Genomic DNA, 25,535 nt, shown 5'->3' with positions numbered 1-25,535 from the left:
CGCTGACCCGGCGGCGTGTTTGCCGTTGTTCCGTGTCAGTGGTGGCGCATTATAGGGAGTTATTCCGGCCTGACAAGCGAAAAATATAAAAACTTTATCGTTCGCTCATTTTTCAGGCAAAACATCTTGAATATAGTCTTTTCCGTCTAATTTATAGACAAAAACGAGCCCCGAAGGACTCGTTTTATCATTACTGAACGGCGACAATCCTGTCTTCATTAACTTCCAGGCGAATAACTTTACCCGGAACCAATTCACCAGACAGTATTTGCTGTGCCAGCGGGTTTTCGATCTGCTGCTGGATAGCACGTTTCAGAGGACGTGCACCATAGACCGGATCGTAACCGTTCTCGCTCAGCAGTTTCAGCGCCTCGTCAGAAATGTGGATTTCATAACCACGTTCTTCCAGACGTTTGTACAGACGTTTCAACTGAATCTGCGCAATCGACGCAATGTGCTGTTCACCCAGCGGATGGAAGACCACCACTTCATCGATACGGTTAATGAATTCCGGACGGAAGTTATGGCTTACCACACCGAGTACCAGCTCTTTCATGTGCGCATAATCCAGTTCACCGAAGCGTTCCTGAATCAAATCGGAACCGAGGTTAGAGGTCATAATGACAACCGTATTACGGAAGTCGACCGTTCTCCCCTGCCCGTCAGTCAGACGCCCATCATCCAGTACCTGCAACAGAATGTTGAAGACATCCGGATGCGCTTTTTCCACTTCATCCAGCAGGATGACGGAATACGGACGACGACGCACCGCTTCGGTCAGGTAGCCACCTTCTTCATAACCGACATATCCCGGAGGCGCACCAACCAGACGAGACACCGAGTGTTTCTCCATAAACTCGGACATATCGATACGGACCATCGCCTCGTCGCTATCAAACATAAAGTTCGCCAGCGCCTTACAAAGCTCAGTTTTCCCCACACCCGTTGGGCCGAGGAACAGGAATGAACCAATCGGGCGATTCGGGTCAGCAAGCCCCGCACGGCTACGACGAATAGCGTTAGATACCGCATCAACCGCTTCGTTCTGACCAATAACGCGATGGTGCAGCTCTTGCTCCATACGCAGCAGTTTTTCGCGCTCGCTTTCCATCATGCGAGAAACCGGAATCCCCGTCCAACGCGCCAGCACTTCAGCAATTTCGGCGTCGGTCACTTTATTACGCAAGAGACGCATAGTTTTGCCTTCGAGCTGCGTTGCGGCTTCCAGTTGCTTTTCCAGTTCTGGAATTTTGCCGTATTGCAGTTCAGACATCCGCGCCAGATCACCCACACGGCGAGCCTGTTCAATGGCGATTTTCGCCTGTTCCAGTTCCGCTTTAATGGTCTGCGTACCAGAAAGCGACGCTTTCTCAGCTTTCCACTCTTCTTCTAACTCGGAGTACTGACGTTCTTTGTCGCTCAGTTCTTCGTTGAGCATATCCAGGCGTTTTTTACTGGCTTCATCAGACTCTTTCATTAGCGCCTGTTGTTCCAGTTTGAGCTGGATGATACGACGATCGAGTCGGTCGAGTTCTTCCGGTTTTGAGTCAATCTGCATACGAATGCTGGATGCTGCTTCATCGATCAGGTCGATGGCTTTATCCGGCAGCTGACGGTCAGCAATGTAGCGATGAGACAACGTCGCAGCTGCAACAATTGCCGGGTCAGTAATTTGCACATGGTGGTGCAGTTCGTAACGTTCTTTCAGGCCACGCAGAATAGCAATGGTGTCTTCAACAGAAGGCTCGGCAACAAACACTTTCTGGAAACGACGTTCCAGCGCAGCATCTTTTTCGATGTACTGGCGATATTCGTCCAGTGTCGTGGCACCTACGCAGTGCAATTCACCACGCGCCAGCGCCGGTTTCAGCATGTTGCCGGCGTCCATTGCGCCATCGGCTTTACCCGCACCGACCATGGTATGTAATTCGTCGATAAACAGGATGACGTTGCCTTCCTGTTTGGCGAGATCGTTAAGCACGCCTTTTAAACGTTCTTCAAACTCACCGCGATATTTCGCCCCGGCCACCAGCGCGCCCATATCCAGCGCCAGTACGCGGCGGCCTTTCAGCCCTTCCGGTACCTCGCCATTGATAATACGCTGAGCCAGACCTTCAACGATGGCTGTTTTACCAACGCCTGGTTCACCAATCAGCACCGGGTTATTTTTAGTACGACGTTGCAGTACCTGAATGGTACGGCGAATTTCTTCATCACGGCCAATCACCGGATCGAGTTTGCCTTGTTCGGCTCGTTCGGTGAGGTCGATGGTGTATTTTTTCAAAGCCTGACGTTGGTCTTCAGCTCCTTGATCGTTCACGCTTTCACCTCCACGCATTTGTTCAATCGCTTGAGTAATGTTGGCGGTGGTCGCCCCTGCTGCTTTCAGGATGTCGGCCAGCGTGCCGCGAGACTCAAGTGCCGCCAGAACGAACAGTTCTGACGAGATAAAGTTATCACCACGTTTTTGCGCCAGCTTGTCGCAAAGATTAAGAACGCGCACCAGATCCTGTGATGGCTGGACATCACCACCAGTACCTTCAACCTGTGGTAAACGATTTAATGCCTGATTGATATCTGTGCGCAACTGGCCAGCATTAATGCCAGCGGATGTTAATAAAGGACTAACCGAACCCCCTTCCTGATTCAGCAGGGCGCTCATTAAATGAAGTGGTTCGATGAATTGGTTGTCGTGCCCGAGTGCAAGTGATTGGGCATCGGCAAGAGCAAGCTGGAATTTATTAGTAAGACGATCCAGACGCATAACTCCTCCCATAACGGATCAAAGTTGCTACTGGAGATTAAATGAGGTCATCCCTCAATTATTCAAGGTTATTGACCAGATTAATGTGAAAAGAAAATCACGCGTACCGGATCGTCTTGATTCTTTAGGTTATATCAGCCAAATGAAACTTGCCATACGACCGGTGGTCTTGTCGCGACGATAAGAGAAGAATGTCTCATTTTCCGTATATGTACAACGGTCGCCGCCGAAAATTTGCTCAACACCAACGTTCGCCAGACGCTGCCGGGCAAGCTGATAAATATCCGCCAGATATTTATCTCCATGCTGAATGAAAGCTGCACTCGCTTTGGCGTCTACTGCCATAAACGCCTCGCGAACCTCCGCTCCCACTTCAAACGCGCGTGGACCAATTGCCGGCCCTAACCAGGCGAGAATGTTTTCGGGATTATCAGCAAAACAGGAAACCGTCTCTTCCAGCACGCCTGCGCACAGTCCACGCCAGCCAGCATGAGCGGCGGCGACTTCCGTTCCCGCTCGATTGCAAAACAGCACGGGGAGGCAGTCGGCAGTCATCACAGCGCAAACCGTGCCCGGCGTGTTGCTATAAGAGGCATCTGCTCGTTTTGAGGCATAAGGTTCGCCAGTAAGCTTAAGCACATCTTTGCCGTGTACCTGCTCAAGCCAGACCGGTTTTGAAGGCAAATTGCCCGCAGCAAAAAGTCGCTTACGATTTTCCTCGACGTAATCCGGGTTATCGCCACAATGGGCACCGAGGTTGAGCGAGTCATACGGCGGCAAGCTCACGCCGCCGATACGGGTAGAGCTACAGGCCGCAACACCTTTTGGCAGCGGCCACTGCGGGACAATCAGCTTACTCATAACCAGTCCACTTCATCCTTATGCTCTTCGAAATCGGCGCGCATCACCTCAATCAGCTCCACCATATCTTGTGGAATAGGCGCATGCCATTCCATTTCGATGCCGGAGATCGGGTGATAAAGACGCAGCATGGTTGCATGAAGCGCCTGGCGGTCAAACTTACGCAGCGTGGAGATAAACGCTTCCGAAGCACCTTTTGGCGGACGCGGACGGCCGCCATAAACCGGATCGCCCACCAGCGGATGAGTGATATGGGCCATATGCACGCGGATCTGGTGCGTACGTCCGGTTTCCAGACGCAACCGCAGACGCGTGTGCACACGGAAGTGTTCCATGATGCGATAGTGAGTGACCGCCGGTTTACCCATCGGATGCACCGCCATGTGAGTACGTTTGGTCGGGTGGCGGCTGATTGGTTCATCTACTGTACCGCCAGCGGTCATATGACCAATTGCCACCGCTTCATACTCACGAGTAATTTCACGCCGTTGCAAAGATTCGACTAAACGCGTCTGAGCCGGAACGGTTTTTGCCACAACCATCAGGCCGGTGGTGTCTTTATCCAGACGATGGACGATGCCCGCACGCGGTACATCGGCAATGGGCGGATAATAATGAAGCAACGCATTCAGTACCGTGCCATCCGGGTTACCCGCGCCAGGATGTACCACCAGGTCGCGTGGTTTATTAATGACGATGATATCTTCATCTTCATAGACGATATCCAGCGGGATATCCTGCGGTTCAAAACGCGCTTCTTCTTCAATCTCAGCGTTGATGGCCACCTGCTCGCCACCCAATACTTTTTCTTTCGGCTTATCGCAAACTTTGCCGTTAACCAGCACGCGCTGGTCGAGGATCCATTCTTTTATTCGCGAACGTGAATAATCCGGGAACATTTCGGCCAAAGCCTGATCTAAGCGTTGACCGAGTTGGTTTTCGGACACCGTTGCAGTGAGCTGTACTCGTTGTGCCATATATACTGCTTCTTCGTTTATCGTTGGGGTTTTACGGCTTTGCCGTTTAATATAGTGTGCTATTGTAGCTGGTCTTAACCGGGAGCAGGAACAGAGAATCTCCCGTATTACATTTTGAGGAAAGTCAAAACGTCATGACGCGCATGAAATATCTGGTGGCAGCCGCCACACTAAGCCTGTTTTTGGCGGGTTGCTCGGGGTCAAAGGAAGAAGTACCTGATAATCCGCCAAATGAAATTTACGCGACTGCACAACAAAAGCTGCAGGACGGTAACTGGAGACAGGCAATAACGCAACTGGAAGCGTTAGATAATCGCTATCCGTTTGGTCCGTATTCGCAGCAGGTGCAGCTGGATCTCATCTACGCCTACTATAAAAACGCCGATTTGCCGTTAGCACAGGCTGCCATCGATCGTTTTATTCGCCTTAACCCGACCCATCCGAATATCGATTATGTCATGTACATGCGTGGCCTGACCAATATGGCGCTCGATGACAGTGCACTGCAAGGGTTCTTTGGCGTCGATCGTAGCGATCGCGATCCTCAACATGCACGAGCTGCGTTTAGTGACTTTTCCAAACTGGTGCGCGGCTATCCGAACAGTCAGTACACCACCGATGCCACCAAACGTCTGGTATTCCTGAAAGATCGTCTGGCGAAATATGAATACTCCGTTGCCGAGTATTATACAGAACGTGGTGCATGGGTTGCTGTCGTTAACCGCGTAGAAGGCATGTTGCGCGACTATCCGGATACCCAGGCTACGCGTGATGCGCTGCCGCTGATGGAAAATGCATACCGTCAGATGCAGATGAATGCGCAAGCTGAAAAAGTAGCGAAAATCATCGCCGCAAACAGCAGCAATACATAACAGAAACCTGAAACACAAAACGGCAGCCTTGAGCTGTAATGCCGATCAGTTAAGGATCAGTTGACCGATCCAGTGCCTGTGTAAGAATCCGGAAACGCTCACTCGTTTCCGGATTTTTTTTATGCTCATTGGACAGGCCCTTGATTTGGTATCCCGTTACGATTCTCTGCGTAACCCACTGACTTCTCTGGGGGATTACCTCGACCCCGAACTCATCTCTCGTTGCCTTGCCGAATCAGGTACTGTAACGCTACGCAAGCGCCGTCTTCCCCTCGAAATGATGGTCTGGTGTATTGTTGGCATGGCGCTTGAGCGTAAAGAACCTCTTCATCAGATTGTGAATCGCCTGGACATCATGCTGCCGGGCAATCGCCCCTTCGTTGCCCCCAGTGCCGTTATTCAGGCCCGCCAGCGCCTGGGAAGTGAGGCTGTCCGCCGCGTGTTCACGAAAACAGCGCAGCTCTGGCATAACGCCACGCCGCATCCGCACTGGTGCGCCTGACCCTGCTGGCCATCGATGGTGTGTTCTGGCGCACACCGAATACACCAGAGAACGATGCAGCCTTCCCCCGCCAGACACATGCCGAAAACCCGGCGCTCTACCCGCAGGTCAAAATGGTCTGCCAGATGGAACTGACCAGCCATCTGCTGACGTCGATGACGGACGCCATGCGCTTCACCGGGACGTATACCGGAGCTGATGCGCGATCTTGCAAGTATGGGACAACCAGTGAAATTACCGACAAGAAGGGAAAGGGCCTTCCCGAGAGTGGTAAAGGAGAGGCCCTGGAAATACCCCACAGCCCCGAAAAAGAGCCAGTCAGTTGCTTAACTGACTGGCATTACAGCCTTGAGCTGCCGTTTTTTTATTCTGTTAGTTGTGAAACTGAAGCGATTTAGTCACTATCGATCTCATCAAATATGGCTCGCTTTGAGATATTCCTCAAGTAAAAAAACACCTCTTCCTGCGATTTCTCACAAAAAAGATTCGTTGACAAAAAGTGACAAAATTATGAGATTTCCATCACACATTTTGACATCAGGAACGGTATGCTGAATTCACCAAGACGGGAAGACAAGAGGTAAAATTTATGACAATGAACATTACCAGCAAACAAATGGAAATTACTCCGGCCATCCGCCAACATGTCGCAGACCGTCTCGCCAAACTGGAAAAATGGCAAACACATCTGATTAATCCACATATCATTCTGTCCAAAGAGCCACAAGGTTTTGTTGCTGACGCCACAATCAATACTCCTAACGGCGTTCTGGTTGCCAGTGGTAAACATGAAGATATGTACACCGCAATTAACGAATTGATCAACAAGCTGGAACGGCAGCTCAATAAACTGCAGCACAAAGGCGAAGCACGTCGTGCCGCAACATCGGTGAAAGACGCCAACTTCGTCGAAGAAGTTGAAGAAGAGTAGTCCTTTATATTGAGTGTATCGCCAACGCGCCTTCGGGCGCGTTTTTTGTTGACAGCGTGAAAACAGTACGGGTACTGTACTGAAGTCACTTAAGGAAACAAACATGAAACACACACCGTTTTTCTTCGCATTCTTTTTTACCTTCCCCTGAATGGGAGGCGTTTCGTCGTGTGAAACAGAATGCGAAGACGAACAATAAGGCCTCCCAAACCGGGGGGCCTTTTTTATTGATAACAAAAAGGCAACACTATGACATCGGAAAACCCGTTACTGGCGCTGCGAGAGAAAATCAGCGCGCTGGATGAAAAATTATTAGCATTACTGGCAGAGCGGCGCGAACTGGCCGTCGAGGTGGGAAAAGCCAAACTGCTCTCTCATCGCCCGGTACGTGATATTGATCGCGAACGCGATTTGCTGGAAAGATTAATTACGCTCGGTAAAGCGCACCATCTGGACGCCCATTACATTACTCGCCTGTTCCAGCTCATCATTGAAGATTCCGTATTAACTCAGCAGGCACTGCTCCAGCAACATCTCAATAAAATTAATCCGCACTCAGCACGCATCGCTTTTCTCGGCCCCAAAGGCTCCTATTCACATCTTGCCGCTCGTCAGTACGCTGCGCGTCACTTTGAGCAATTCATTGAAAGTGGCTGCGCCAAATTTGCCGATATTTTTAATCAGGTGGAAACCGGCCAGGCCGACTATGCCGTCGTACCGATTGAAAATACCAGCTCCGGTGCCATAAACGACGTTTACGATCTGCTGCAACATACCAGTTTGTCGATTGTTGGCGAGATGACGTTAACTATCGATCATTGTTTGTTGGTCTCCGGCACTACTGATTTATCCACCATTAATACGGTCTACAGCCATCCGCAGCCATTCCAGCAATGCAGCAAATTCCTTAATCGTTATCCGCACTGGAAGATTGAATATACCGAAAGTACGTCTGCGGCAATGGAAAAGGTTGCACAGGCAAAATCACCGCATGTTGCTGCGTTGGGAAGCGAAGCTGGCGGCACTTTGTACGGTTTGCAGGTACTGGAGCATATTGAAGCGAATCAGCGACAAAACTTCACCCGATTTGTGGTGTTGGCACGTAAAGCCATTAACGTTTCTGACCAGGTTCCGGCGAAAACGACGTTGTTAATGGCGACCGGACAACAAGCTGGTGCGCTGGTTGAAGCGTTGCTGGTACTGCGCAACCACAATCTGATTATGACCCGTCTGGAATCACGCCCGATTCACGGAAACCCGTGGGAAGAGATGTTTTATCTGGATATTCAGGCCAATCTGGAATCAGCGGAAATGCAACAGGCGTTGAAAGAGCTAGGTGAAATCACTCGCTCGATGAAAGTCCTGGGCTGTTACCCAAGCGAGAATGTGGTACCAGTCGATCCGGCATAATGAAATCGTGCCGGGTGAAACACGCCACCCGGCACTGGATTATTACTGGCGACTGTCATTCGCCTGACGCAATAACACGCGGCTTTCACTCTGAAAACGCTGTGCGTAATCGCCGAACCAGTGCTCCACCTTGCGGAAACTGTCAATAAACGCCTGCTTATCGCCCTGCTCCAGCAACTCAATCGCCTCGCCGAAACGCTTATAGTAACGTTTGATTAACGCCAGATTACGCTCTGACGACATAATAATGTCGGCATACAGTTGCGGATCCTGGGCAAACAGTCGCCCAACCATCGCCAGCTCAAGGCGGTAAATCGGCGAAGAAAGCGCCAGAAGTTGCTCAAGCTGAACATTTTCTTCTGCCAGGTGCAGCCCATAAGCAAAAGTAGCAAAGTGGCGCAGTGCCTGAATAAACGCCATATTCTGATCGTGCTCGACAGCGCTAATACGATGCAGCCGAGCGCCCCAGACCTGAATTTGCTCCAGAAACCATTGGTATGCTTCCGGCTTACGTCCATCACACCAGACCACAACTTGCTTTGCCAGGCTACCGCTGTCCGGGCCGAACATCGGGTGTAACCCCAGCACCGGACCATCATGCGCCGCCAGCATGGCCTGTAATGGTCCATTTTTCACCGATGCCAGATCGACCAGAATACAATCTTTCGGTAAAGGCGGTAATTTGCCAATAACTTGTTCAGTAACGTGAATGGGCACACTAACAATCACCATTCCGGCATCGGCAACAATATCAGCCGCTCGATCCCAGTCATGTTGCTCCAGAATCCGCACCTGATAACCCGAGAGCGTCAGCATCTTCTCGAACAGACGTCCCATCTGACCGCCACCACCGACGATAACCACCGGACGCAGAGACGGACAAAGCGTTTTAAATCCTTTGTCGTTTTCACTGGAGTAAGATTCACGCATCACCCGACGCAAAACATCCTCAATCAGATCTGGCGGTACACCCAGAGCTTCCGCCTCTGCACGCCGCGAGGCCAGCATAGATGCCTCGCGCTCCGGAACATAAATAGGCAGTCCAAAGCGGCTTTTCACCTCGCCAACTTCAGCAACCAGTTCCAGACGCTTCGCTAATAAATTCAGTAGCGCTTTATCGACTTCATCAATTTGATCGCGTAATGCGGTCAATTCAGCAACCATAATAAACCTCTTAAGCCACGCGAGCCGTCAGCTGCCCGTTCAGATCCTGATGAATTTCACGCAGCAAGGCATCGGTCATTTCCCAACTAATGCAGGCATCGGTTACGGATACACCGTATTTCATTTCACTGCGCGGTTGCTCGGAAGACTGATTGCCCTCGTGGATATTACTTTCGATCATCAGACCAATAATTGAGCGATTGCCATCTTTGATTTGAGCAACCACGGATTCTGCCACCGCAGGCTGACGGCGATAATCTTTATTGGAATTACCGTGGCTGCAATCTACCATCAGAGACGGGCGCAGTCCCGCCTGTTCCATCTCTTTTTCACATTGCGCAACATCCGCAGGGCTATAGTTTGGCGCTTTACCACCGCGCAGGATCACATGCCCGTCCGGATTCCCCTGAGTTTGTAGCAACGCAACCTGCCCTGCCTGGTTAATGCCAACAAAACGGTGCGGCTGGGCGGCGGCGCGCATAGCGTTAATTGCCGTTGCCAGACTGCCATCGGTGCCGTTTTTAAAACCAACCGGCATGGAAAGCCCGGAGGCCATTTCACGGTGAGTTTGCGATTCCGTTGTACGAGCACCAATTGCTGACCAGCTAAACAGATCGCCCAGGTATTGCGGGCTATTCGGATCTAACGCTTCCGTTGCCAGTGGCAGTCCCATATTCACCAGCTCAAGCAGCAATTTACGCGCGATCTGCAGCCCGGCTTCTACATCAAAAGAGCCATCCATATGGGGATCGTTAATCAACCCTTTCCAACCGACAGTGGTACGGGGTTTTTCAAAATAGACGCGCATTACCAGATAGAGGCTATCGCTGACCTCTGCGGCAAGGGCTTTAAATCGACGAGCATATTCCAGAGCAGTTTCCGGATCATGAATGGAACAAGGACCACATACTACCAACAGACGAGGATCGCGCCCGGCGATAATATCTGAAATGGTTTTACGCGAGTCAGCAATCTGGGCTTCCTGTTGCAGGCTTAATGGAAAAGCGGCCTTCAGTTGTTCCGGAGTCATTAAAACTTGTTCGTCGGTAATATGTACGTTATTCAACGCGTCTTTTTGCATGATGGCGATCCTGTTTATGCTCGTTTGCGATAGTTGATCCTCAGCGAGGATGACGTAACGATAACACATAAAGTAAAGTTTTCAATCCATATTTCGTACATTTTTCTTTACACAAACAATTTATTCGTGCTTTTAACCCTTGTTTATGTATAAATAAATTTACACCTCCTTTGAAAACAATCCGCTATGCTTTGAAAAAGGAGAAAGAAATGATGAAAAAGTTTATCGCCCCCTTGTTGGCTTTACTGGTTAGCGGATGTCAGATTGATCCTTATACTCACGCGCCAACCTTGACCAGCACCGACTGGTATGATGTTGGTATGGAAGATGCGATATCGGGCAACGCCATAAAAGATGACGATGCATTTAGCGATTCACAGGCGGATCGCGGTCTATACCTTAAAGGATATGCCGAAGGACAAAAGAAAACTTGCCAGACCGATTTTACTTATGCCCGAGGACTTTCCGGTAAAAGCTTTCCTGCCAGCTGCAACAATGTTGAAAATGCCAGCCAACTGCATGAAGTATGGCAAAAAGGGGCTGATGAGAATGCCAGCACAATACGATTAAATTAATTAACCCCCCCCAACAATAAATTAAACATGAGATTTTACTTATTATTTTTTATTTCCCACTCTGATGACGACTGCATAAAAAAATGATATTTTAATGAGCATTCTGAAAAATTATCGATGCATTGCAAGCGAAGATGGTGAGGATCCCTGAATGCGTTTTTCTCATCGTCTGTTCTTACTGCTGATTCTCCTCCTGACGGGAGCACCAATACTCGCTCAGGAACCTTCAGACGTTGCGAAAAACGTGCGTACGATGGTTTCCGGTATTGTCAGTTACACTCGCTGGCCTGCGCTATCAGGCCTACCAAAGTTATGTATCTTTTCATCTTCACGTTTTAGTACCGCCCTACAAGAGAATGGCGCGACATCTTTGCCTTATCTGCCTGTCATCATTCACTCTCAACAAGAGGCGATGATATCAGGCTGCAATGGTTTTTATTTTGGCAACGAGTCACCAACATTCCAGATGGAATTAACCGAACAATATCCGTCAAAGGCGTTATTATTAATTGCCGAACAAAATGCCGAGTGCATTATTGGCAGCGCCTTTTGTCTGATCATCCACAATAATGACGTCAGATTTGCCGTAAACCTGGATGCCTTATCGCGTAGCGGTGTAAAGGTGAACCCAGATGTCTTAATGCTCGCACGGAAGAAAAATGATGGATAACGATAATTCTCTTAATAAGCGCCCCACGTTTAAAAGAGCATTACGCAACATCAGTATGACCAGCATATTTATCACTATGATGCTGATCTGGTTGCTGCTTTCCGTGACCTCGGTGCTGACCCTGAAACAGTACGCGCAAAAAAACCTGGCACTGACAGCAGCAACAATGACTTACAGTCTGGAAGCAGCGGTCGTTTTTGCCGATGGCCCTGCAGCAACTCAAACACTGGCAGCGCTGGGGAAGCAAGGGCAATTTTCAACTGCAGAAGTGCGTGATAAGCAGCAAAATATTCTGGCATCCTGGCATTACACCCGTAAGGATCCAGGCGATACTTTCAGCAATTTCATAAGCCACTGGCTCTTCCCTGCCCCCATCACTCAGCCGATTAGTCACAATGGTGAAACCATTGGCGAAGTACGCTTAACCGCTCGCGACAGCTCGATCAGCCATTTTATCTGGTTTTCGCTCGCTGTCCTGACCGGTTGTATTCTGCTGGCATCAGGCATCGCAATTACCCTCACCCGCCATTTGCACAATGGCCTGGTGGAAGCGCTGAAAAATATCACCGATGTCGTACATGATGTGCGTTCCAACCGCAATTTTTCCCGACGAGTTTCGGAAGAACGTATCGCTGAGTTTCACCGCTTCGCTCTCGACTTCAACAGTCTGCTGGATGAAATGGAAGAGTGGCAGCTTCGTTTACAGGCCAAAAATGCGCAGCTTCTACGTACCGCGCTACATGACCCATTAACCGGGCTGGCGAACCGGGCTGCGTTTCGTAGCGGCATCAACACGTTGATGAGCAGTTCCGACGCCAGAAAAACGTCGGCGTTACTGTTTCTTGATGGCGATAATTTTAAATATATCAACGATACCTGGGGTCATGCGACGGGCGATCGGGTCTTGATTGAGGTAGCAAAACGGTTAGCAGAATTTGGCGGGCTGCAACATAAAGCATACCGCATAGGCGGCGATGAATTCGCGATGGTGCTCTATGGTGTACAGTCGGAATCTGAAGTGCAGCGGATATGCTCAGCACTGACACAAATCTTTAATCGCCCGTTTGATCTTCATAATGGTCATCAGACCACCATGACATTAAGCATTGGTTACGCGATGACCATTGAGCATGCCTCTGCGGAAAAATTACAAGAGCTGGCCGATCACAATATGTATCAGGCCAAACACCAGCGTGCCGAAAAGCTGGTGAGATAACAAGGATATATCGATATGATAAAGCACCTGGTAGCACCCCTGATTTTCACCTCGCTAGTACTGACTGGCTGCCAGTCCCCTCAGGGAAAGTTTACTCCTGAGCAAGTTGCCGCTATGCAATCTTATGGATTTACTGAATCCGCCGGCGACTGGTCGCTGGGATTATCAGATGCCATTCTGTTCGCAAAAAATGACTACAAATTGCTCCCGGAAAGCCAGCAACAGATCCAAACCATGGCAGCCAAATTGGCCTCGACAGGGCTAACGCATGCCCGTATGGATGGACACACCGACAACTATGGTGAAGACAGTTACAACGAAGCCTTATCATTGAAACGGGCGAATGTTGTGGCCGATGCATGGGCTATAGGTGGACAAATTCCGCGCAGCAACCTCACCACACAGGGTTTAGGAAAAAAATATCCCATAGCCAGTAACAAGACCGCCCAGGGCCGCGCCGAGAACCGCCGCGTCGCAGTAGTGATTACTACCCCTTAAAACACGAGCAAACAGATAAAAAAAGGGCCAGCCAATTGGCCAGCCCTTCTTAACAGGATGTCGCTTAAGCGAAATCTTAGTTAAGACGCTCTTTGATACGAGCAGCCTTACCAGTACGCTCACGCAGGTAGTACAGTTTAGCTTTACGAACAGCACCACGACGTTTGACAGAAATGCTGTCAACTACCGGAGAGTGAGTCTGGAAGACACGCTCAACGCCTTCGCCGTTGGAAATTTTACGAACAGTGAATGCAGAGTGCAGACCGCGGTTACGAATAGCGATAACCACGCCCTCGAATGCCTGCAGACGTTTTTTGGAACCTTCAACAACCCATACTTTCACTTCCACGGTATCACCCGGACGGAAGGAAGGTACGTCCTGCTTCATCTGCTCTTGTTCAAGTTGCTTAATAATGTTGCTCATAATTTAATCTCTTATCCTGGGTAAACTGATATCTCGGGGGCTTACGCCATCCCATCATGTTTATGTTGCTGTTGTGCGTGTTCCGTTTTGAACTCCGCCAGCAACCTTGCTTGCTCTTCAGTCAGAGCCAGGTTTTCCAGAAGTTCAGGTCTTCTAAGCCAGGTACGGCCCAGCGACTGTTTCAAACGCCAGCGACGTATCTCAGCATGGTTGCCCGACAGTAACACTGACGGAACTTCCATCCCTTCTAACACCTCAGGCCGTGTATAGTGCGGGCAATCCAGCAATCCTTCAGCAAAGGAATCTTCCGTTGCCGAAGCTTCATGTCCCAGTACTCCCGGAATAAACCGGGAAACGGAGTCAATCAGCGTCATTGCTGGTAACTCACCACCACTGAGAACGTAATCGCCGATTGACCATTCTTCGTCAATTTCGGTTTGGATCACGCGCTCATCTATACCTTCGTAGCGACCGCACACCAGAATCAATTTTTGATTCGTTGCCAGTTCGCTGACGCCTGCTTGATCAAGCTTGCGCCCCTGCGGTGACAGATAAATCACCTTTGCGCCTTCACCCGCCGCGGCTTTTGCTGCATGAATGGCGTCCCGTAAAGGTTGCACCATCATTAACATCCCCGGTCCGCCGCCGTAAGGACGATCGTCCACAGTACGGTGCCGGTCATGCGTGAAGTCACGAGGACTCCAGCTCTGGATGCTCAGCAGGCCATTTTTAACTGCCCGGCCAGTTACCCCGTAATCGGTAATTGCGCGGAACATTTCAGGAAACAGGCTAATTATGCCAATCCACATAGCGCCGTCTTTTACCGTTTATCCGGTGGTTTAAAAACCAGGATCCCAATCTACTTCGATTGAACGAGTAGTGAGATCGACTTTCTTGATAACCTGCCCATCGAGGAACGGTACGAGACGTTCCTTGATACCAAACGCATCTTTCAGGTTTGCCTTAATGACGAGAACGTCATTAGATCCGGTTTCCATCATATCGATGACTTTACCGAGATCGTAGCCTTCAGTGGTTATTACCTGGCAGCCCATCAGGTCTTTCCAGTAGTAGTCACCCTCTTCAAGCTGAGGCAGCTGCGATGAATCCACGACAATTTCACAATTCGTCAGCAGGTTCGCCGCATCACGATCGTCAACGCCTTTCAGCTTGATGATCATGTCCTGATTGTGGTGCTTCCAGCTTTCCAGCTGGACTTGCTGCCACTGACCCGCCTTCTGGATAAACCAGGGCTGATAGTCAAAAATGCTTTCGGCGTCTTCGGTGGAAGAAAACACTCTGAGCCACCCACGAATACCGTAAGACGAACCCATTTTTCCCAAAACGATGGGATCAACAGGTGCTTGCGCGGTGAGTTGTTTGCTCATCATGACCACCGTGACAGATTAAGCTGCTTTGTTTACTTCTTTGATCAGCGCTGCAACGCGATCAGAAATAGTTGCGCCCTGGCCAACCCAGTGAGCGATGCGATCCAGATCCAGGCGAGTGCCTTCTTCTTTTTCGCTAGCGATTGGGTTGAAGAAACCAACGCGCTCGATGAAGCGACCGTTGCGTGCATTACGGCTGTCAGCGACAACAACCTGGTAGAACGGACGCTTTTTAGCGCCGTGACGTGCTAAACGAATAGTTACCATAACATCCTCTTGTGTGAATAAAACAACCGGACCCCATCGAGGAACGGAGTCCGGTGTCATATTAAAAGCCCGAAAATTTTACTGATTTCTGGAGAAAATGCAATCAGCAGTTAATAACTCTGTCGCATAAGGTCATTTAGCGACCAGGAAATCCCGGCGGCATCATCCCTTTCATGCTTCTCATCATCTTCGCCATTCCGCCCTTCTTCATTTTCTTCATCATGCGCTGCATGTCGTCGAACTGTTTCAGAAGACGGTTAACGTCCTGCACCTGCATACCGCAACCGGCAGCGATACGGCGTTTACGCGAACCTTTGATGATTTCTGGCTTAGCGCGCTCTTTCATCGTCATCGAGTTGATGATGGCTTCCATACGCACCAGCACTTTATCGTCCATCTGCGACTTGACGTTATCCGGGATCTGCCCCATGCCCGGCAGTTTGCCCATCAGGCTAGCCATGCCGCCCATATTTTTCATCTGGCGCAGTTGCTCAAGGAAGTCGTTGAGATCGAAGCCGTCGCCTTTTTTCAGCTTGCTGGCTAATTTCTCTGCCTGCGCGCGGTCAACTTTACTTTCGATATCTTCGATCAGCGACAGCACGTCGCCCATGCCGAGAATACGGGAAGCGATGCGGTCCGGATGGAACGGCTCCAGCGCCTCGGTTTTCTCGCCAACACCGAGGAACTTGATCGGTTTGCCCGTAATGTGACGAATAGAGAGCGCCGCACCGCCACGAGCATCGCCGTCGACTTTAGTCAGTACCACACCGGTCAGCGGTAACGCTTCATTGAATGCTTTTGCCGTATTGGCCGCATCCTGACCGGTCATGGCGTCAACCACAAACAGGGTTTCAACCGGGTTAATCGACGCATGGACTTGTTTGATCTCGTCCATCATCGCTTCGTCAACGTGCAGACGACCAGCGGTATCCACCAGCAGCACGTCGTAGAATTTCAGTTTGGCTTCTTTCAGCGCCGCGTTAACAATATCAACCGGCTTCTGACCAACATCAGAAGGGAAGAAATCAACGCCCACCTGCTCTGCCAGCGTCTCAAGCTGTTTGATTGCCGCCGGGCGATAGACGTCAGCAGAAACCACCAGCACTTTCTTCTTGTGCTTCTCACGCAGGAACTTACCGAGCTTGCCCACGCTGGTTGTTTTACCGGCACCTTGCAGGCCCGCCATCAGTACCACCGCTGGCGGTTGCGCAGCCAGATTCAGGGTCTGGTTCTCTTCGCCCATCGCCGCAACCAGTTCGTTACGGACGATTTTGACGAACTCCTGCCCCGGCGTCAGGCTCTTATTAACTTCATGACCAACCGCTTTCTCTTTTACGCGATTGATAAACTCACGCACTACCGGCAGGGCGACGTCCGCCTCCAGCAGCGCCATGCGCACTTCGCGCAGCGTATCTTTTACGTTGTCTTCAGTGAGGCGTCCACGGCCACTGATATTGCGCAGCGTGCGCGACAAACGATCGGTTAAATTATCAAACATTGTCTCTCGCCTGGGGTGGAAACGGTTGGCCGCAATCGCGACACATCATCAGTATTTTGCCGCAGTATAACATGAAGGCGTCTTTGTTGTTATGCAACGGTTGGAGCAGCGTTCACCTGACGCTATACTGCTTCTCTTTCTTATTGCTCAAACTGTCGACATTACTATGCCCGTTTTTGCTCTGCTCGCGCTTGTCGCCTACTCCGTCAGTCTTGCGCTGATTGTTCCCGGTCTGCTGCAAAAAAACGGCGGCTGGCGGCGCATGGCTATTATTTCTGCGGTCATCGCGCTGGTCTGCCACGCAATCGCTCTGGAAGCCCGCATCCTGCCCGACGGTGATAGCGGACAAAACCTCAGCCTGCTGAACGTTGGTTCGCTGGTCAGTTTGATGATCTGTACGGTAATGACCATCGTGGCTTCTCGCAATCGTGGCTGGTTGCTGCTACCCATTGTCTATGCCTTTGCGCTTATCAACCTGGCGCTGGCCACCTTTATGCCCAATGAATACATCACCCATCTGGAAGCAACGCCTGGGATGCTGGTGCACATTGGCTTATCGCTCTTTTCCTATGCCACGCTGATTATCGCCGCTCTGTATGCATTACAACTGGCGTGGATTGATTACCAACTGAAGAACAAGAAGCTGGCGTTTAACCAGGAAATGCCGCCGTTGATGAGTATCGAGCGTAAAATGTTCCACATCACGCAGATTGGCGTGGTGCTGTTAACGCTCACTCTTTGCACTGGCCTGTTCTACATGCACAACTTATTTAGCATGGAAAATATCGACAAGGCCGTGCTCTCTATCGTGGCGTGGTTTGTCTATATTGTGCTGCTGTGGGGACATTATCATGAAGGATGGCGTGGACGCCGCGTCGTCTGGTTTAACGTTGCGGGTGCAGTCATTCTGACACTGGCCTACTTCGGCAGCCGAATTGTCCAGCAGTTAATCAGCTAATCCCAGAAAAGGAGTTTCCCCTGGAACACATTTCTACTACTACGTTGATCATTATTCTGATCATCATGGTGGTCATTTCAGCCTATTTTTCCGGGTCCGAAACCGGAATGATGACCCTCAACCGCTATCGTCTGAGGCATATGGCGAAACAGGGTAATCGCTCGGCCAAACGCGTCGAAAAATTGCTGCGTAAGCCAGACCGCCTGATAAGCCTGGTGTTAATCGGCAATAACCTGGTCAATATTCTTGCTTCCGCGCTCGGCACTATTGTGGGGATGCGTTTGTACGGGGATGCGGGCGTGGCAATTGCGACTGGTGTGCTTACTTTTGTCGTACTGGTTTTTGCTGAAGTATTGCCGAAAACCATTGCCGCGCTGTACCCGGAAAAAGTCGCCTATCCAAGTAGTTTTCTGCTGGCACCGCTGCAAATTTTGATGATGCCACTGGTCTGGTTGCTAAACGCTATTACCCGCATGTTAATGCGCATGATGGGCATCAAAACCGATATCGTGGTTAGTGGATCTTTAAGCAAAGAAGAATTACGCACCATTGTGCACGAATCGCGGTCACAGATTTCCCGTCGCAATCAGGATATGCTGTTGTCGGTACTCGATCTGGAAAAAATGACCGTCGATGACATCATGGTGCCGCGTAGTGAAATTATCGGTATTGATATCAACGATGACTGGAAATCGATTCTCCGCCAACTCTCCCACTCACCTCACGGACGCATCGTGCTCTACCGTGACTCGCTTGACGACGCCATCAGTATGCTGCGAGTACGTGAAGCCTGGCGACTCATGTCGGAAAAAAAAGAGTTCACCAAAGAAACCATGCTACGCGCCGCGGACGAAATCTATTTTGTCCCGGAAGGTACGCCGCTCAGCACGCAGCTGGTGAAGTTTCAGCGCAACAAAAAGAAAGTCGGCCTGGTCGTCAACGAGTATGGAGATATTCAGGGTCTGGTGACGGTCGAAGATATTCTCGAAGAGATTGTTGGTGATTTCACCACGTCGATGTCGCCAACGCTCGCCGAAGAGGTCACGCCGCAAAACGACGGTTCGGTGATTATCGATGGCACTGCCAACGTGCGGGAAATCAACAAAGCCTTCAACTGGCATCTACCGGAAGATGATGCACGAACGGTTAATGGCGTCATTCTTGAGGCACTGGAAGAGATTCCTGTCGCAGGAACTCGCGTGCGTATTGGCGAGTACGATATCGATATTCTCGATGTACAGGACAATATGATTAAGCAGGTAAAAGTTTTTCCTGTGAAACCGCTGCGTGAGAGTGTGGCGGAGTAACGAAAACGGCCCGGCATTCGCATGCTGGGCCGTGATTTATTACGAAAGCAGAAATTAAGCTTTTGCTTTCGCTACAGTAACCATCGCCGCACGAATCGTACGACCATTCAGCGTATAACCCTTCTGCATAATACCCAGTACGTTACCTGGCGCAACGTCATCAGATTCCACCATTGCGATGGCCTGATGCACATTCGGGTCCAGTGGGACGTTAGTTTCGGCGATCACTTCAACGCCAAACTTACGCACAACATCCAGCATCGACTTCAGCGTCAGCTCAATACCTTCAACCATCGCGGACATATCCGGGTTAGCTTTATCAGCCACTTCCAGCGCACGATCCAGGCTATCAATCACCGGCAGCAATTCGTTGATGAATTTCTCCAGCGCGAATTTATGGGCTTTTTCGATATCCAGTTCAGTACGGCGACGCAGGTTTTCCATTTCGGCTTTTACGCGCAAAATGCCGTCACGTTCACGGGTCTGGGCTTCAGCCAGCTGAGCTTCGAGATTCGCAATTTTTTCATCGCGCGGATCCACCTGCTCAGCAGAAGCTTCTGGCTCAACTGCCTCAATCTCTTCGTGCTGATCCATGATAATTTCTTCCGGGGCTTGCCCCTCAGGCGTTTTCTGTTCTTTACTACTCATGAATTTCTCCGCGTTTTTTTCGCATTCATCTCGCTAACTTCGCTTATTATGGGGATCAGTTTCAGGGTTTCAAGGGAAGCACTCACATTGTCATCAATCTTCGCAACAAGGACCTCGGAAAAATGAATAATCATTTCAAGTGTATTGGCATTGTGGGACACCCACGGCACCCCACTGCACTGACAACACATGAAATGCTCTACCGCTGGCTGTGCACAAAAGGTTACGAGGTCATCGTTGAGCAACAAATCGCTCACGAACTGCAACTGAAGAATGTGAAAACTGGCACGCTCGCGGAGATTGGGCAACAGGCTGATCTCGCGGTTGTCGTTGGCGGCGACGGTAATATGCTGGGCGCGGCGCGCACGCTCGCCCGCTACGATATTAAAGTTATTGGAATCAACCGTGGCAACCTGGGTTTCCTGACTGACCTTGATCCCGATAACGCCCAGCAACAATTAGCCGATGTGCTGGAAGGTCACTACATCAGCGAGAAACGTTTTTTGCTGGAAGCGCAAGTCTGTCAGCAAGATTGCCAAAAGCGCATCAGCACCGCGATAAATGAAGTGGTACTTCATCCAGGCAAAGTGGCGCATATGATTGAGTTCGAAGTATATATCGACGAGATCTTTGCGTTTTCGCAGCGTTCCGATGGCCTGATTATTTCGACACCTACAGGCTCCACTGCCTATTCTCTCTCGGCAGGCGGTCCAATCCTGACGCCTTCTCTGGATGCAATTACCCTGGTGCCCATGTTCCCGCATACGTTGTCAGCACGACCACTGGTCATAAACAGCAGCAGCACGATCCGTCTGCGTTTTTCACATCGCCGTAACGACCTGGAAATCAGTTGCGACAGCCAGATAGCACTACCGATTCAGGAAGGAGAAGATGTCCTGATTCGTCGCTGTGATTACCATCTGAATCTGATTCATCCGAAAGATTACAGCTATTTCAATACATTAAGCACCAAGCTCGGCTGGTCAAAAAAATTATTCTAATTTTACGCCAGCCTCTTTACTGTATATAAAACCAGTTTATACTGTACACAATAACAGTAATGGTTTTTCATACAGGAAAACAACTATGTTGGCACAACTGACCATCAGCAACTTTGCTATCGTTCGTGAGCTTGAGATTGATTTTCACAGCGGCATGACCGTAATCACCGGCGAGACCGGCGCGGGTAAATCTATTGCAATAGATGCCCTGGGCCTTTGTCTCGGCGGTCGCGCTGAAGCCGACATGGTGCGTACCGGCGCTGCTCGCGCAGATCTGTGCGCCCGTTTTTCTCTGAAAGATACACCCGCAGCACTGCGCTGGCTGGAAGAAAACCAACTGGAAGATGGCCGTGAATGCCTGCTTCGTCGCGTAATCAGTAGCGATGGTCGCTCTCGTGGTTTTATCAACGGTACAGCTGTTCCACTGTCACAACTGCGCGAACTGGGCCAGTTGCTCATTCAGATCCATGGTCAGCACGCCCATCAATTACTCACCAAACCCGAGCACCAAAAATTCCTGCTTGATGGCTATGCTAATGAAACCTCTCTGCTTCAGGAAATGACCGCACGTTATCAGTTGTGGCATCAAAGCTGCCGCGACCTCGCGCATCATCAACAGTTAAGTCAGGAACGCGCCGCTCGTGCGGAGCTGCTGCAATACCAATTAAAAGAACTTAACGAATTTAATCCTCAGCCCGGAGAGTTTGAGCAAATCGACGAAGAGTACAAACGTCTGGCGAACAGCGGTCAATTGCTGACCACCAGCCAGAATGCATTGGCATTAATGGCCGACGGTGAAGACGCAAACCTGCAAAGTCAGCTTTACACGGCTAAACAACTGGTGAGCGAATTGATTGGCATGGACAGCAAACTGTCCGGCGTACTTGATATGCTGGAAGAAGCTACCATCCAGATTGCTGAAGCCAGCGACGAACTGCGCCACTACTGCGATCGTCTGGATCTCGATCCCAACCGACTGTTTGAACTTGAACAGCGTATCTCAAAACAGATTTCGCTGGCACGTAAACATCACGTCAGCCCTGAGGCATTGCCACAGTATTACCAGTCGCTACTGGAAGAACAGCAGCAACTGGACGATCAGGCCGACTCACAAGAAACGCTCGCGCTGGCGGTAACGAAACATCATCAGCAGGCACTGGAAACGGCGCGCGCGTTACACCAGCAACGCCAGCATTATGCAAATGAGTTGGCACAGCTGATCACCGATAGTATGCATGCACTCTCTATGCCACATGGGCAGTTTACGATCGATGTTAAATTTGACGAGCATCACCTGGGCGCTGACGGCGCTGATCGTATTGAGTTTCGGGTAACCACCAACCCAGGTCAGCCAATGCAGCCTATTGCCAAAGTCGCATCCGGTGGTGAGTTGTCCCGCATCGCATTGGCAATCCAGGTCATTACCGCGCGTAAAATGGAAACCCCGGCACTGATTTTTGATGAAGTGGATGTAGGGATTAGCGGCCCAACAGCGGCAGTTGTCGGCAAACTGCTACGTCAACTTGGCGAATCAACTCAGGTGATGTGTGTTACCCACCTGCCACAAGTCGCGGGATGTGGTCATCAACACTATTTTGTCAGCAAAGAAACCGATGGTGCGATGACAGAAACGCATATGGAGTCGCTGGACAAAAAAGCGCGGTTACAAGAGCTGGCGCGCCTGCTTGGTGGCAGTGAAGTCACACGTAACACACTGGCGAATGCGAAAGAACTGCTTGCGGCGTAAACTTTTTTCCTGCTTCACGGTCAGAGTAAACAGCAAAACGCCGTAAGACCGGAAAGCAAAAGGTTTTAAAGTGATGAAAGGTCTATTATCATCGGCATATTACAGATGAGCCACGTACTGCTCGGGCCCGAAAAGGAATCAAATCACTATGCGCTGTAAAACGCTGACTGCTGCAGCAGCAGTACTATTGATGTTGACCGCAGGCTGTTCCACTCTGGAGCGAGTGGTTTACCGTCCTGACATCAACCAGGGGAACTATCTGACCGCTAACGACGTATCCAAAATACGTGTTGGCATGACGCAACAACAAGTTGCGTACGCATTGGGTACACCGCTGATGTCCGATCCATTTGGTACGAATACCTGGTTCTATGTCTTCCGCCAGCAACCAGGTCATGAAGGTGTAACGCAGCAAACGCTGACGCTGACCTTTAACAGTAGCGGGGTGTTGACCAACATTGATAACAAACCTGCGCTGAGTGGTAACTAATAATAAAGTTGCTCTCAAAGACGTTAAAAAAGGTGCTCAATAAGCACCTTTTTTCTGTCTGTTATTTATTCGCTGATTTTTCTGCTCGTTGCCTGCGAAGCTCTTTAGGATCGGCAATGAGAGGACGATAAATCTCCACCCGATCGCCATCATGCACGGTATCGCTCAGTTTTGCCGGACGGCTGTAAATGCCGACTTTGTTTTTAGTTAAATCGATATCGGTACGCAATTCCAGCAAGCCACTGGTGCGAATAGCTTCTTCAACCGTCGCGCCCTCCTGCAGCGTCACGCGCTGCAGGTACTGCTTCTCAGGTAGAGCATAAGCCACCTCAACGGCAATTTTACCTGGCACTGTAAACCTCTTTCGCACGAACCGTAAAAGCCTGGACCATATTAGCCGCCAGCTCTTTAAACACGCGGCCAAAGGCGAGTTCAATCAACTTATTGGTAAACTCAAAGTCGAGATGAAACTCGATACGACACGCCTCCTGGCTCAGCGGCGTAAACTTCCATCCACCGATCAATTTCTTGAACGGCCCATCCACCAGATTCATAAGAATACTTTGGTTACTGGTCAACTGGTTGCGGGTAGTAAACGTTTTGCTGATCCCAGCCTTAGAGACATCTACCGCCGCGGTCATCTGCCCAGGAGTGGACTCCAGAATCCGACTTCCGGTACAACCCGGCAAAAACTGAGGATAAGACTGAACGTCATTCACTAACTGATACATTTGCTCCGCGCTGTAGGGTACCAGTGCGGTCCGGCTAATCTGAGGCATAACAATTTCCATCAACAAAAATCCAACAAATAATATCATTTATCCTGCTGTAAAAAAAACGCTATCCCGGCGCTGGGTAACATCGGGTTCATGCTAAGATAGAGCCTTGTCCCCCGCAGGATTGATATGGGGTGTTTTCGATTTCAGATTACCGATGATTCACGACGCTTATGACGAAGAAAAAAGCACATAAACCTGGTTCAGCGACCATCGCACTTAACAAGCGCGCCCGTCACGAATACTTTATCGAAGAAGAGTTCGAAGCGGGACTTGCCCTGCAAGGCTGGGAGGTTAAATCCCTGCGCGCAGGAAAAGCCAATATCAGCGACAGCTACGTCCTTCTACGTGATGGAGAAGCATTTCTGTTTGGCGCTAACATCACGCCAATGGCTGTGGCATCCACGCATGTGGTGTGCGATCCTACCCGTACCCGCAAGTTACTTCTCAACCAGCGCGAACTGGACTCATTGTACGGTCGCGTCAATCGAGAAGGCTATACCGTAGTGGCGCTCTCCCTGTACTGGAAAAATGCCTGGTGCAAAGTGAAAATCGGCGTCGCTAAAGGTAAGAAACAGCACGATAAACGTTCAGACATCAAAGAACGCGAATGGCAGGTGGATAAAGCGCGTATCATGAAAAACGCCCACCGTTAAATCTGCACTCCAATTATTGACCAGTTCCTCACCGCGCCACCCTCTCCGGCGGCGCGAATGAACATCTTATTGGCTATCACATCCGACCCAAATGTTGCCATCCCATTGCTTAATCGAATAAAAATCAGGCTACATGGGTGCTAAATCTTTAACGATAACGCCATTGAGGCTGGTCATGGCACTCATGAATCTGGTATACTTACCGTTACACATTGGGGCTGATTCTGGATTCGACGGGATTTGCGAAACCCAAGGTGCATGCCGAGGGGCGGTTGGCCTCGTAAAAAGCCGCAAAAAATAGTCGCAAACGACGAAAACTACGCTTTAGCAGCTTAATAACCTGCTTAGAGCCCTCTCTCCCTAGCCTCCGCTCTTAGGACGGGGATCAAGAGAGGTCAAACCCAAAAGAGATCGCGTGGAAGCCCTGCCTGGGGTTGAAGCGTTAAAACTTAATCAGGCTAGTTTGTTAGTGGCGTGTCCGTCCGCAGCTGGCAAGCGAATGTAAAGACTGACTAAGCATGTAGTACCGAGGATGTAGGAATTTCGGACGCGGGTTCAACTCCCGCCAGCTCCACCAATCATGATTGGACGGTGCAAGGACAACACCAACAAAAACAGGAAGTTAGAAGTCTCAGCAAGACACCGACCAGACGGTGAGGAGACATAAAAGGATACGCAAAGGAGCCGCGGCTCCTGGTGATATGAAAGCCCACAGATGTGGGCTTTTTCGTTGATGGTCAGAACGACCAGTTCACACCAGCCACCGCGTTCCACGGGGATTCCACACCGGCACCATGGCTATACCCCACCCCGAGATGCCCGCTTAACGAACTGCTGAATGAGGCTTTAATACC

At 50.2% G+C, this 25,535-nt stretch carries 28 protein-coding genes, 1 other RNA gene, 1 pseudogene and 1 other annotated feature; of the genes and pseudogenes, 16 read left to right on the top strand and 14 right to left on the bottom strand.

The genetic code is table 11. From position 1 onward, the window contains the following. Window positions 1–190: 190 nt before the first annotated feature. The 3 genes from clpB to rluD form a co-directional block, all read right to left on the bottom strand. The gene (gene clpB / locus FQZ95_RS20980) at window positions 191–2,764 is read right to left on the bottom strand and encodes an ATP-dependent chaperone ClpB (protein WP_001235102.1); all 2,574 of its coding nucleotides are present in this window, start codon (window positions 2,762–2,764) and stop codon (window positions 191–193) included. A 129-nt stretch (window positions 2,765–2,893) separates the two neighbouring features. After that, the gene (gene yfiH, locus FQZ95_RS20975) at window positions 2,894–3,625 is read right to left on the bottom strand and encodes a purine nucleoside phosphorylase YfiH (protein ID WP_105277866.1); all 732 of its coding nucleotides are present in this window, start codon (window positions 3,623–3,625) and stop codon (window positions 2,894–2,896) included. Continuing rightward, window positions 3,622–4,602, bottom strand: coding sequence for a 23S rRNA pseudouridine(1911/1915/1917) synthase RluD (gene rluD / locus FQZ95_RS20970; protein ID WP_000079112.1), 981 nt, complete (start codon window positions 4,600–4,602; stop codon window positions 3,622–3,624). Before rluD ends, yfiH begins: the two co-directional genes overlap by 4 nt. A 134-nt stretch (window positions 4,603–4,736) precedes the next feature. Between rluD and bamD the strand changes: the two genes are divergently transcribed. The 5 genes and pseudogenes from bamD to pheA all read left to right on the top strand — a co-directional run bounded on the left by bamD (window position 4,737) and on the right by pheA (window position 8,317). Continuing rightward, window positions 4,737–5,474, top strand: a complete 738-nt coding sequence (gene bamD, locus FQZ95_RS20965; RefSeq protein ID WP_000197686.1) for an outer membrane protein assembly factor BamD — start codon at window positions 4,737–4,739, stop codon at window positions 5,472–5,474. 121 nt (window positions 5,475–5,595) lie between these two features. After that, window positions 5,596–6,306 (top strand): annotated as a pseudogene (locus FQZ95_RS20960) (IS4 family transposase). Between the two features lie 259 nt (window positions 6,307–6,565). After that, window positions 6,566–6,907, top strand: a complete 342-nt coding sequence (gene raiA, locus FQZ95_RS20955; protein WP_000178456.1) for a ribosome-associated translation inhibitor RaiA — start codon at window positions 6,566–6,568, stop codon at window positions 6,905–6,907. Between the two features lie 102 nt (window positions 6,908–7,009). Continuing rightward, window positions 7,010–7,135 (top strand) — a sequence feature (Phe leader region). Then, window positions 7,011–7,058, top strand: a complete 48-nt coding sequence (gene pheL, locus FQZ95_RS20950; RefSeq protein WP_001386991.1) for a pheA operon leader peptide PheL — start codon at window positions 7,011–7,013, stop codon at window positions 7,056–7,058. It overlaps the preceding feature by 48 nt. A gap of 21 nt (window positions 7,136–7,156) precedes the next feature. Then, entirely contained in the window at window positions 7,157–8,317 is a 1,161-nt protein-coding gene (gene pheA, locus FQZ95_RS20945; protein WP_000200113.1) for a bifunctional chorismate mutase/prephenate dehydratase, read from the top strand. 42 nt (window positions 8,318–8,359) lie between these two features. On the opposite strand, the gene tyrA is transcribed toward pheA, so the two are convergent. Together tyrA and aroF are read right to left on the bottom strand one after the other, a co-directional pair. Beyond that, the gene (gene tyrA, locus FQZ95_RS20940) at window positions 8,360–9,481 is read right to left on the bottom strand and encodes a bifunctional chorismate mutase/prephenate dehydrogenase (protein ID WP_000225222.1); all 1,122 of its coding nucleotides are present in this window, start codon (window positions 9,479–9,481) and stop codon (window positions 8,360–8,362) included. Between the two features lie 10 nt (window positions 9,482–9,491). Continuing rightward, entirely contained in the window at window positions 9,492–10,562 is a 1,071-nt protein-coding gene (gene aroF, locus FQZ95_RS20935) for a 3-deoxy-7-phosphoheptulonate synthase AroF (protein WP_001168045.1), read from the bottom strand. A 209-nt stretch (window positions 10,563–10,771) separates the two neighbouring features. Here aroF and FQZ95_RS20930 point away from each other — a divergent pair, with 209 nt between their 5' ends. The 4 genes from FQZ95_RS20930 (at window position 10,772) to FQZ95_RS20915 (ending at window position 13,521) form a co-directional block, all read left to right on the top strand. Next, window positions 10,772–11,137, top strand: a complete 366-nt coding sequence (locus FQZ95_RS20930) for a DUF2799 domain-containing protein (RefSeq protein ID WP_001353010.1) — start codon at window positions 10,772–10,774, stop codon at window positions 11,135–11,137. Between the two features lie 151 nt (window positions 11,138–11,288). Beyond that, window positions 11,289–11,807: a YfiR family protein gene (locus FQZ95_RS20925; RefSeq protein WP_001212405.1), complete on the top strand. Its 519-nt coding sequence runs from the start codon at window positions 11,289–11,291 to the stop codon at window positions 11,805–11,807. Next, a complete protein-coding gene (dgcN, locus tag FQZ95_RS20920) occupies window positions 11,797–13,023 on the top strand; it encodes a diguanylate cyclase DgcN (protein ID WP_160530615.1) in 1,227 nt (408 codons plus the stop codon). The genes FQZ95_RS20925 and dgcN overlap by 11 nt, the downstream gene beginning before the upstream one ends. A gap of 15 nt (window positions 13,024–13,038) precedes the next feature. Continuing rightward, window positions 13,039–13,521 carry an OmpA family protein gene (locus FQZ95_RS20915; RefSeq protein WP_039021299.1) on the top strand — a complete coding sequence of 161 codons (483 nt, stop codon included), beginning with the start codon at window positions 13,039–13,041 and terminating at the stop codon, window positions 13,519–13,521. A gap of 76 nt (window positions 13,522–13,597) precedes the next feature. On the opposite strand, the gene rplS is transcribed toward FQZ95_RS20915, so the two are convergent. The 5 genes from rplS to ffh all read right to left on the bottom strand — a co-directional run bounded on the left by rplS (window position 13,598) and on the right by ffh (window position 17,098). Then, window positions 13,598–13,945, bottom strand: coding sequence for a 50S ribosomal protein L19 (gene rplS / locus FQZ95_RS20910; RefSeq protein ID WP_000065253.1), 348 nt, complete (start codon window positions 13,943–13,945; stop codon window positions 13,598–13,600). A 41-nt stretch (window positions 13,946–13,986) separates the two neighbouring features. Next, window positions 13,987–14,754 carry a tRNA (guanosine(37)-N1)-methyltransferase TrmD gene (gene trmD / locus FQZ95_RS20905; RefSeq protein WP_000264781.1) on the bottom strand — a complete coding sequence of 256 codons (768 nt, stop codon included), beginning with the start codon at window positions 14,752–14,754 and terminating at the stop codon, window positions 13,987–13,989. A gap of 30 nt (window positions 14,755–14,784) precedes the next feature. Continuing rightward, entirely contained in the window at window positions 14,785–15,333 is a 549-nt protein-coding gene (gene rimM, locus FQZ95_RS20900) for a ribosome maturation factor RimM (RefSeq protein WP_105277833.1), read from the bottom strand. 18 nt (window positions 15,334–15,351) lie between these two features. Continuing rightward, window positions 15,352–15,600: a 30S ribosomal protein S16 gene (gene rpsP / locus FQZ95_RS20895; RefSeq protein ID WP_000256450.1), complete on the bottom strand. Its 249-nt coding sequence runs from the start codon at window positions 15,598–15,600 to the stop codon at window positions 15,352–15,354. A gap of 136 nt (window positions 15,601–15,736) precedes the next feature. Next, the gene (gene ffh / locus FQZ95_RS20890) at window positions 15,737–17,098 is read right to left on the bottom strand and encodes a signal recognition particle protein (RefSeq protein ID WP_000460035.1); all 1,362 of its coding nucleotides are present in this window, start codon (window positions 17,096–17,098) and stop codon (window positions 15,737–15,739) included. Window positions 17,099–17,264: 166 nt separating this feature from the next. Between ffh and FQZ95_RS20885 the strand changes: the two genes are divergently transcribed. Together FQZ95_RS20885 and FQZ95_RS20880 are read left to right on the top strand one after the other, a co-directional pair. After that, window positions 17,265–18,056, top strand: coding sequence for a cytochrome C assembly family protein (locus tag FQZ95_RS20885; protein ID WP_001338897.1), 792 nt, complete (start codon window positions 17,265–17,267; stop codon window positions 18,054–18,056). 20 nt (window positions 18,057–18,076) lie between these two features. Continuing rightward, window positions 18,077–19,363, top strand: a complete 1,287-nt coding sequence (locus tag FQZ95_RS20880; protein ID WP_010723175.1) for an HlyC/CorC family transporter — start codon at window positions 18,077–18,079, stop codon at window positions 19,361–19,363. 54 nt (window positions 19,364–19,417) lie between these two features. Here the strand turns inward: FQZ95_RS20880 and grpE are convergent, their stop codons facing one another. After that, a complete protein-coding gene (grpE, locus tag FQZ95_RS20875) occupies window positions 19,418–20,011 on the bottom strand; it encodes a nucleotide exchange factor GrpE (protein ID WP_001296310.1) in 594 nt (197 codons plus the stop codon). Window positions 20,012–20,133: 122 nt separating this feature from the next. Between grpE and nadK the strand changes: the two genes are divergently transcribed. The 3 genes from nadK to bamE all read left to right on the top strand — a co-directional run bounded on the left by nadK (window position 20,134) and on the right by bamE (window position 23,249). Next, window positions 20,134–21,012, top strand: a complete 879-nt coding sequence (gene nadK / locus FQZ95_RS20870) for an NAD(+) kinase (RefSeq protein ID WP_001059176.1) — start codon at window positions 20,134–20,136, stop codon at window positions 21,010–21,012. A gap of 85 nt (window positions 21,013–21,097) precedes the next feature. Continuing rightward, window positions 21,098–22,759 (top strand): DNA repair protein RecN, encoded by a 1,662-nt coding sequence (recN, locus tag FQZ95_RS20865; RefSeq protein ID WP_032184939.1) that lies wholly within the window; start codon window positions 21,098–21,100, stop codon window positions 22,757–22,759. Between the two features lie 148 nt (window positions 22,760–22,907). Continuing rightward, on the top strand, window positions 22,908–23,249 hold the full coding sequence (gene bamE, locus FQZ95_RS20860; protein WP_001203437.1) for an outer membrane protein assembly factor BamE: 342 nt from the start codon (window positions 22,908–22,910) through the stop codon (window positions 23,247–23,249). Between the two features lie 61 nt (window positions 23,250–23,310). Here the strand turns inward: bamE and FQZ95_RS20855 are convergent, their stop codons facing one another. Together FQZ95_RS20855 and ratA are read right to left on the bottom strand one after the other, a co-directional pair. Then, a complete protein-coding gene (locus tag FQZ95_RS20855) occupies window positions 23,311–23,601 on the bottom strand; it encodes an RnfH family protein (protein WP_001117842.1) in 291 nt (96 codons plus the stop codon). Next, window positions 23,591–24,028, bottom strand: a complete 438-nt coding sequence (ratA, locus tag FQZ95_RS20850) for a type II toxin-antitoxin system toxin RatA (RefSeq protein ID WP_001300750.1) — start codon at window positions 24,026–24,028, stop codon at window positions 23,591–23,593. The genes FQZ95_RS20855 and ratA overlap by 11 nt, the downstream gene beginning before the upstream one ends. A 170-nt stretch (window positions 24,029–24,198) precedes the next feature. On the opposite strand from ratA, the gene smpB reads away from it, so the two are divergent. Both smpB and ssrA read left to right on the top strand, forming a co-directional pair. Continuing rightward, window positions 24,199–24,681 carry an SsrA-binding protein SmpB gene (gene smpB, locus FQZ95_RS20845; RefSeq protein ID WP_000162574.1) on the top strand — a complete coding sequence of 161 codons (483 nt, stop codon included), beginning with the start codon at window positions 24,199–24,201 and terminating at the stop codon, window positions 24,679–24,681. Between the two features lie 214 nt (window positions 24,682–24,895). Continuing rightward, window positions 24,896–25,258, top strand: a transfer-messenger RNA (tmRNA) gene (ssrA, locus tag FQZ95_RS20840). A 160-nt stretch (window positions 25,259–25,418) separates the two neighbouring features. Here the strand turns inward: ssrA and FQZ95_RS27065 are convergent. After that, window positions 25,419–25,535 (bottom strand): autotransporter outer membrane beta-barrel domain-containing protein (locus FQZ95_RS27065; protein WP_123057350.1); only part of this gene is annotated, 117 nt, incomplete at its 5' end.

This window comes from Escherichia sp. HH41S (genome assembly GCF_009820115.1).
Taxonomy (GTDB): Bacteria; Pseudomonadota; Gammaproteobacteria; order Enterobacterales; family Enterobacteriaceae; genus Escherichia; species Escherichia coli_F.
This window is presented reverse-complemented; position numbering and strand designations above follow the sequence as displayed.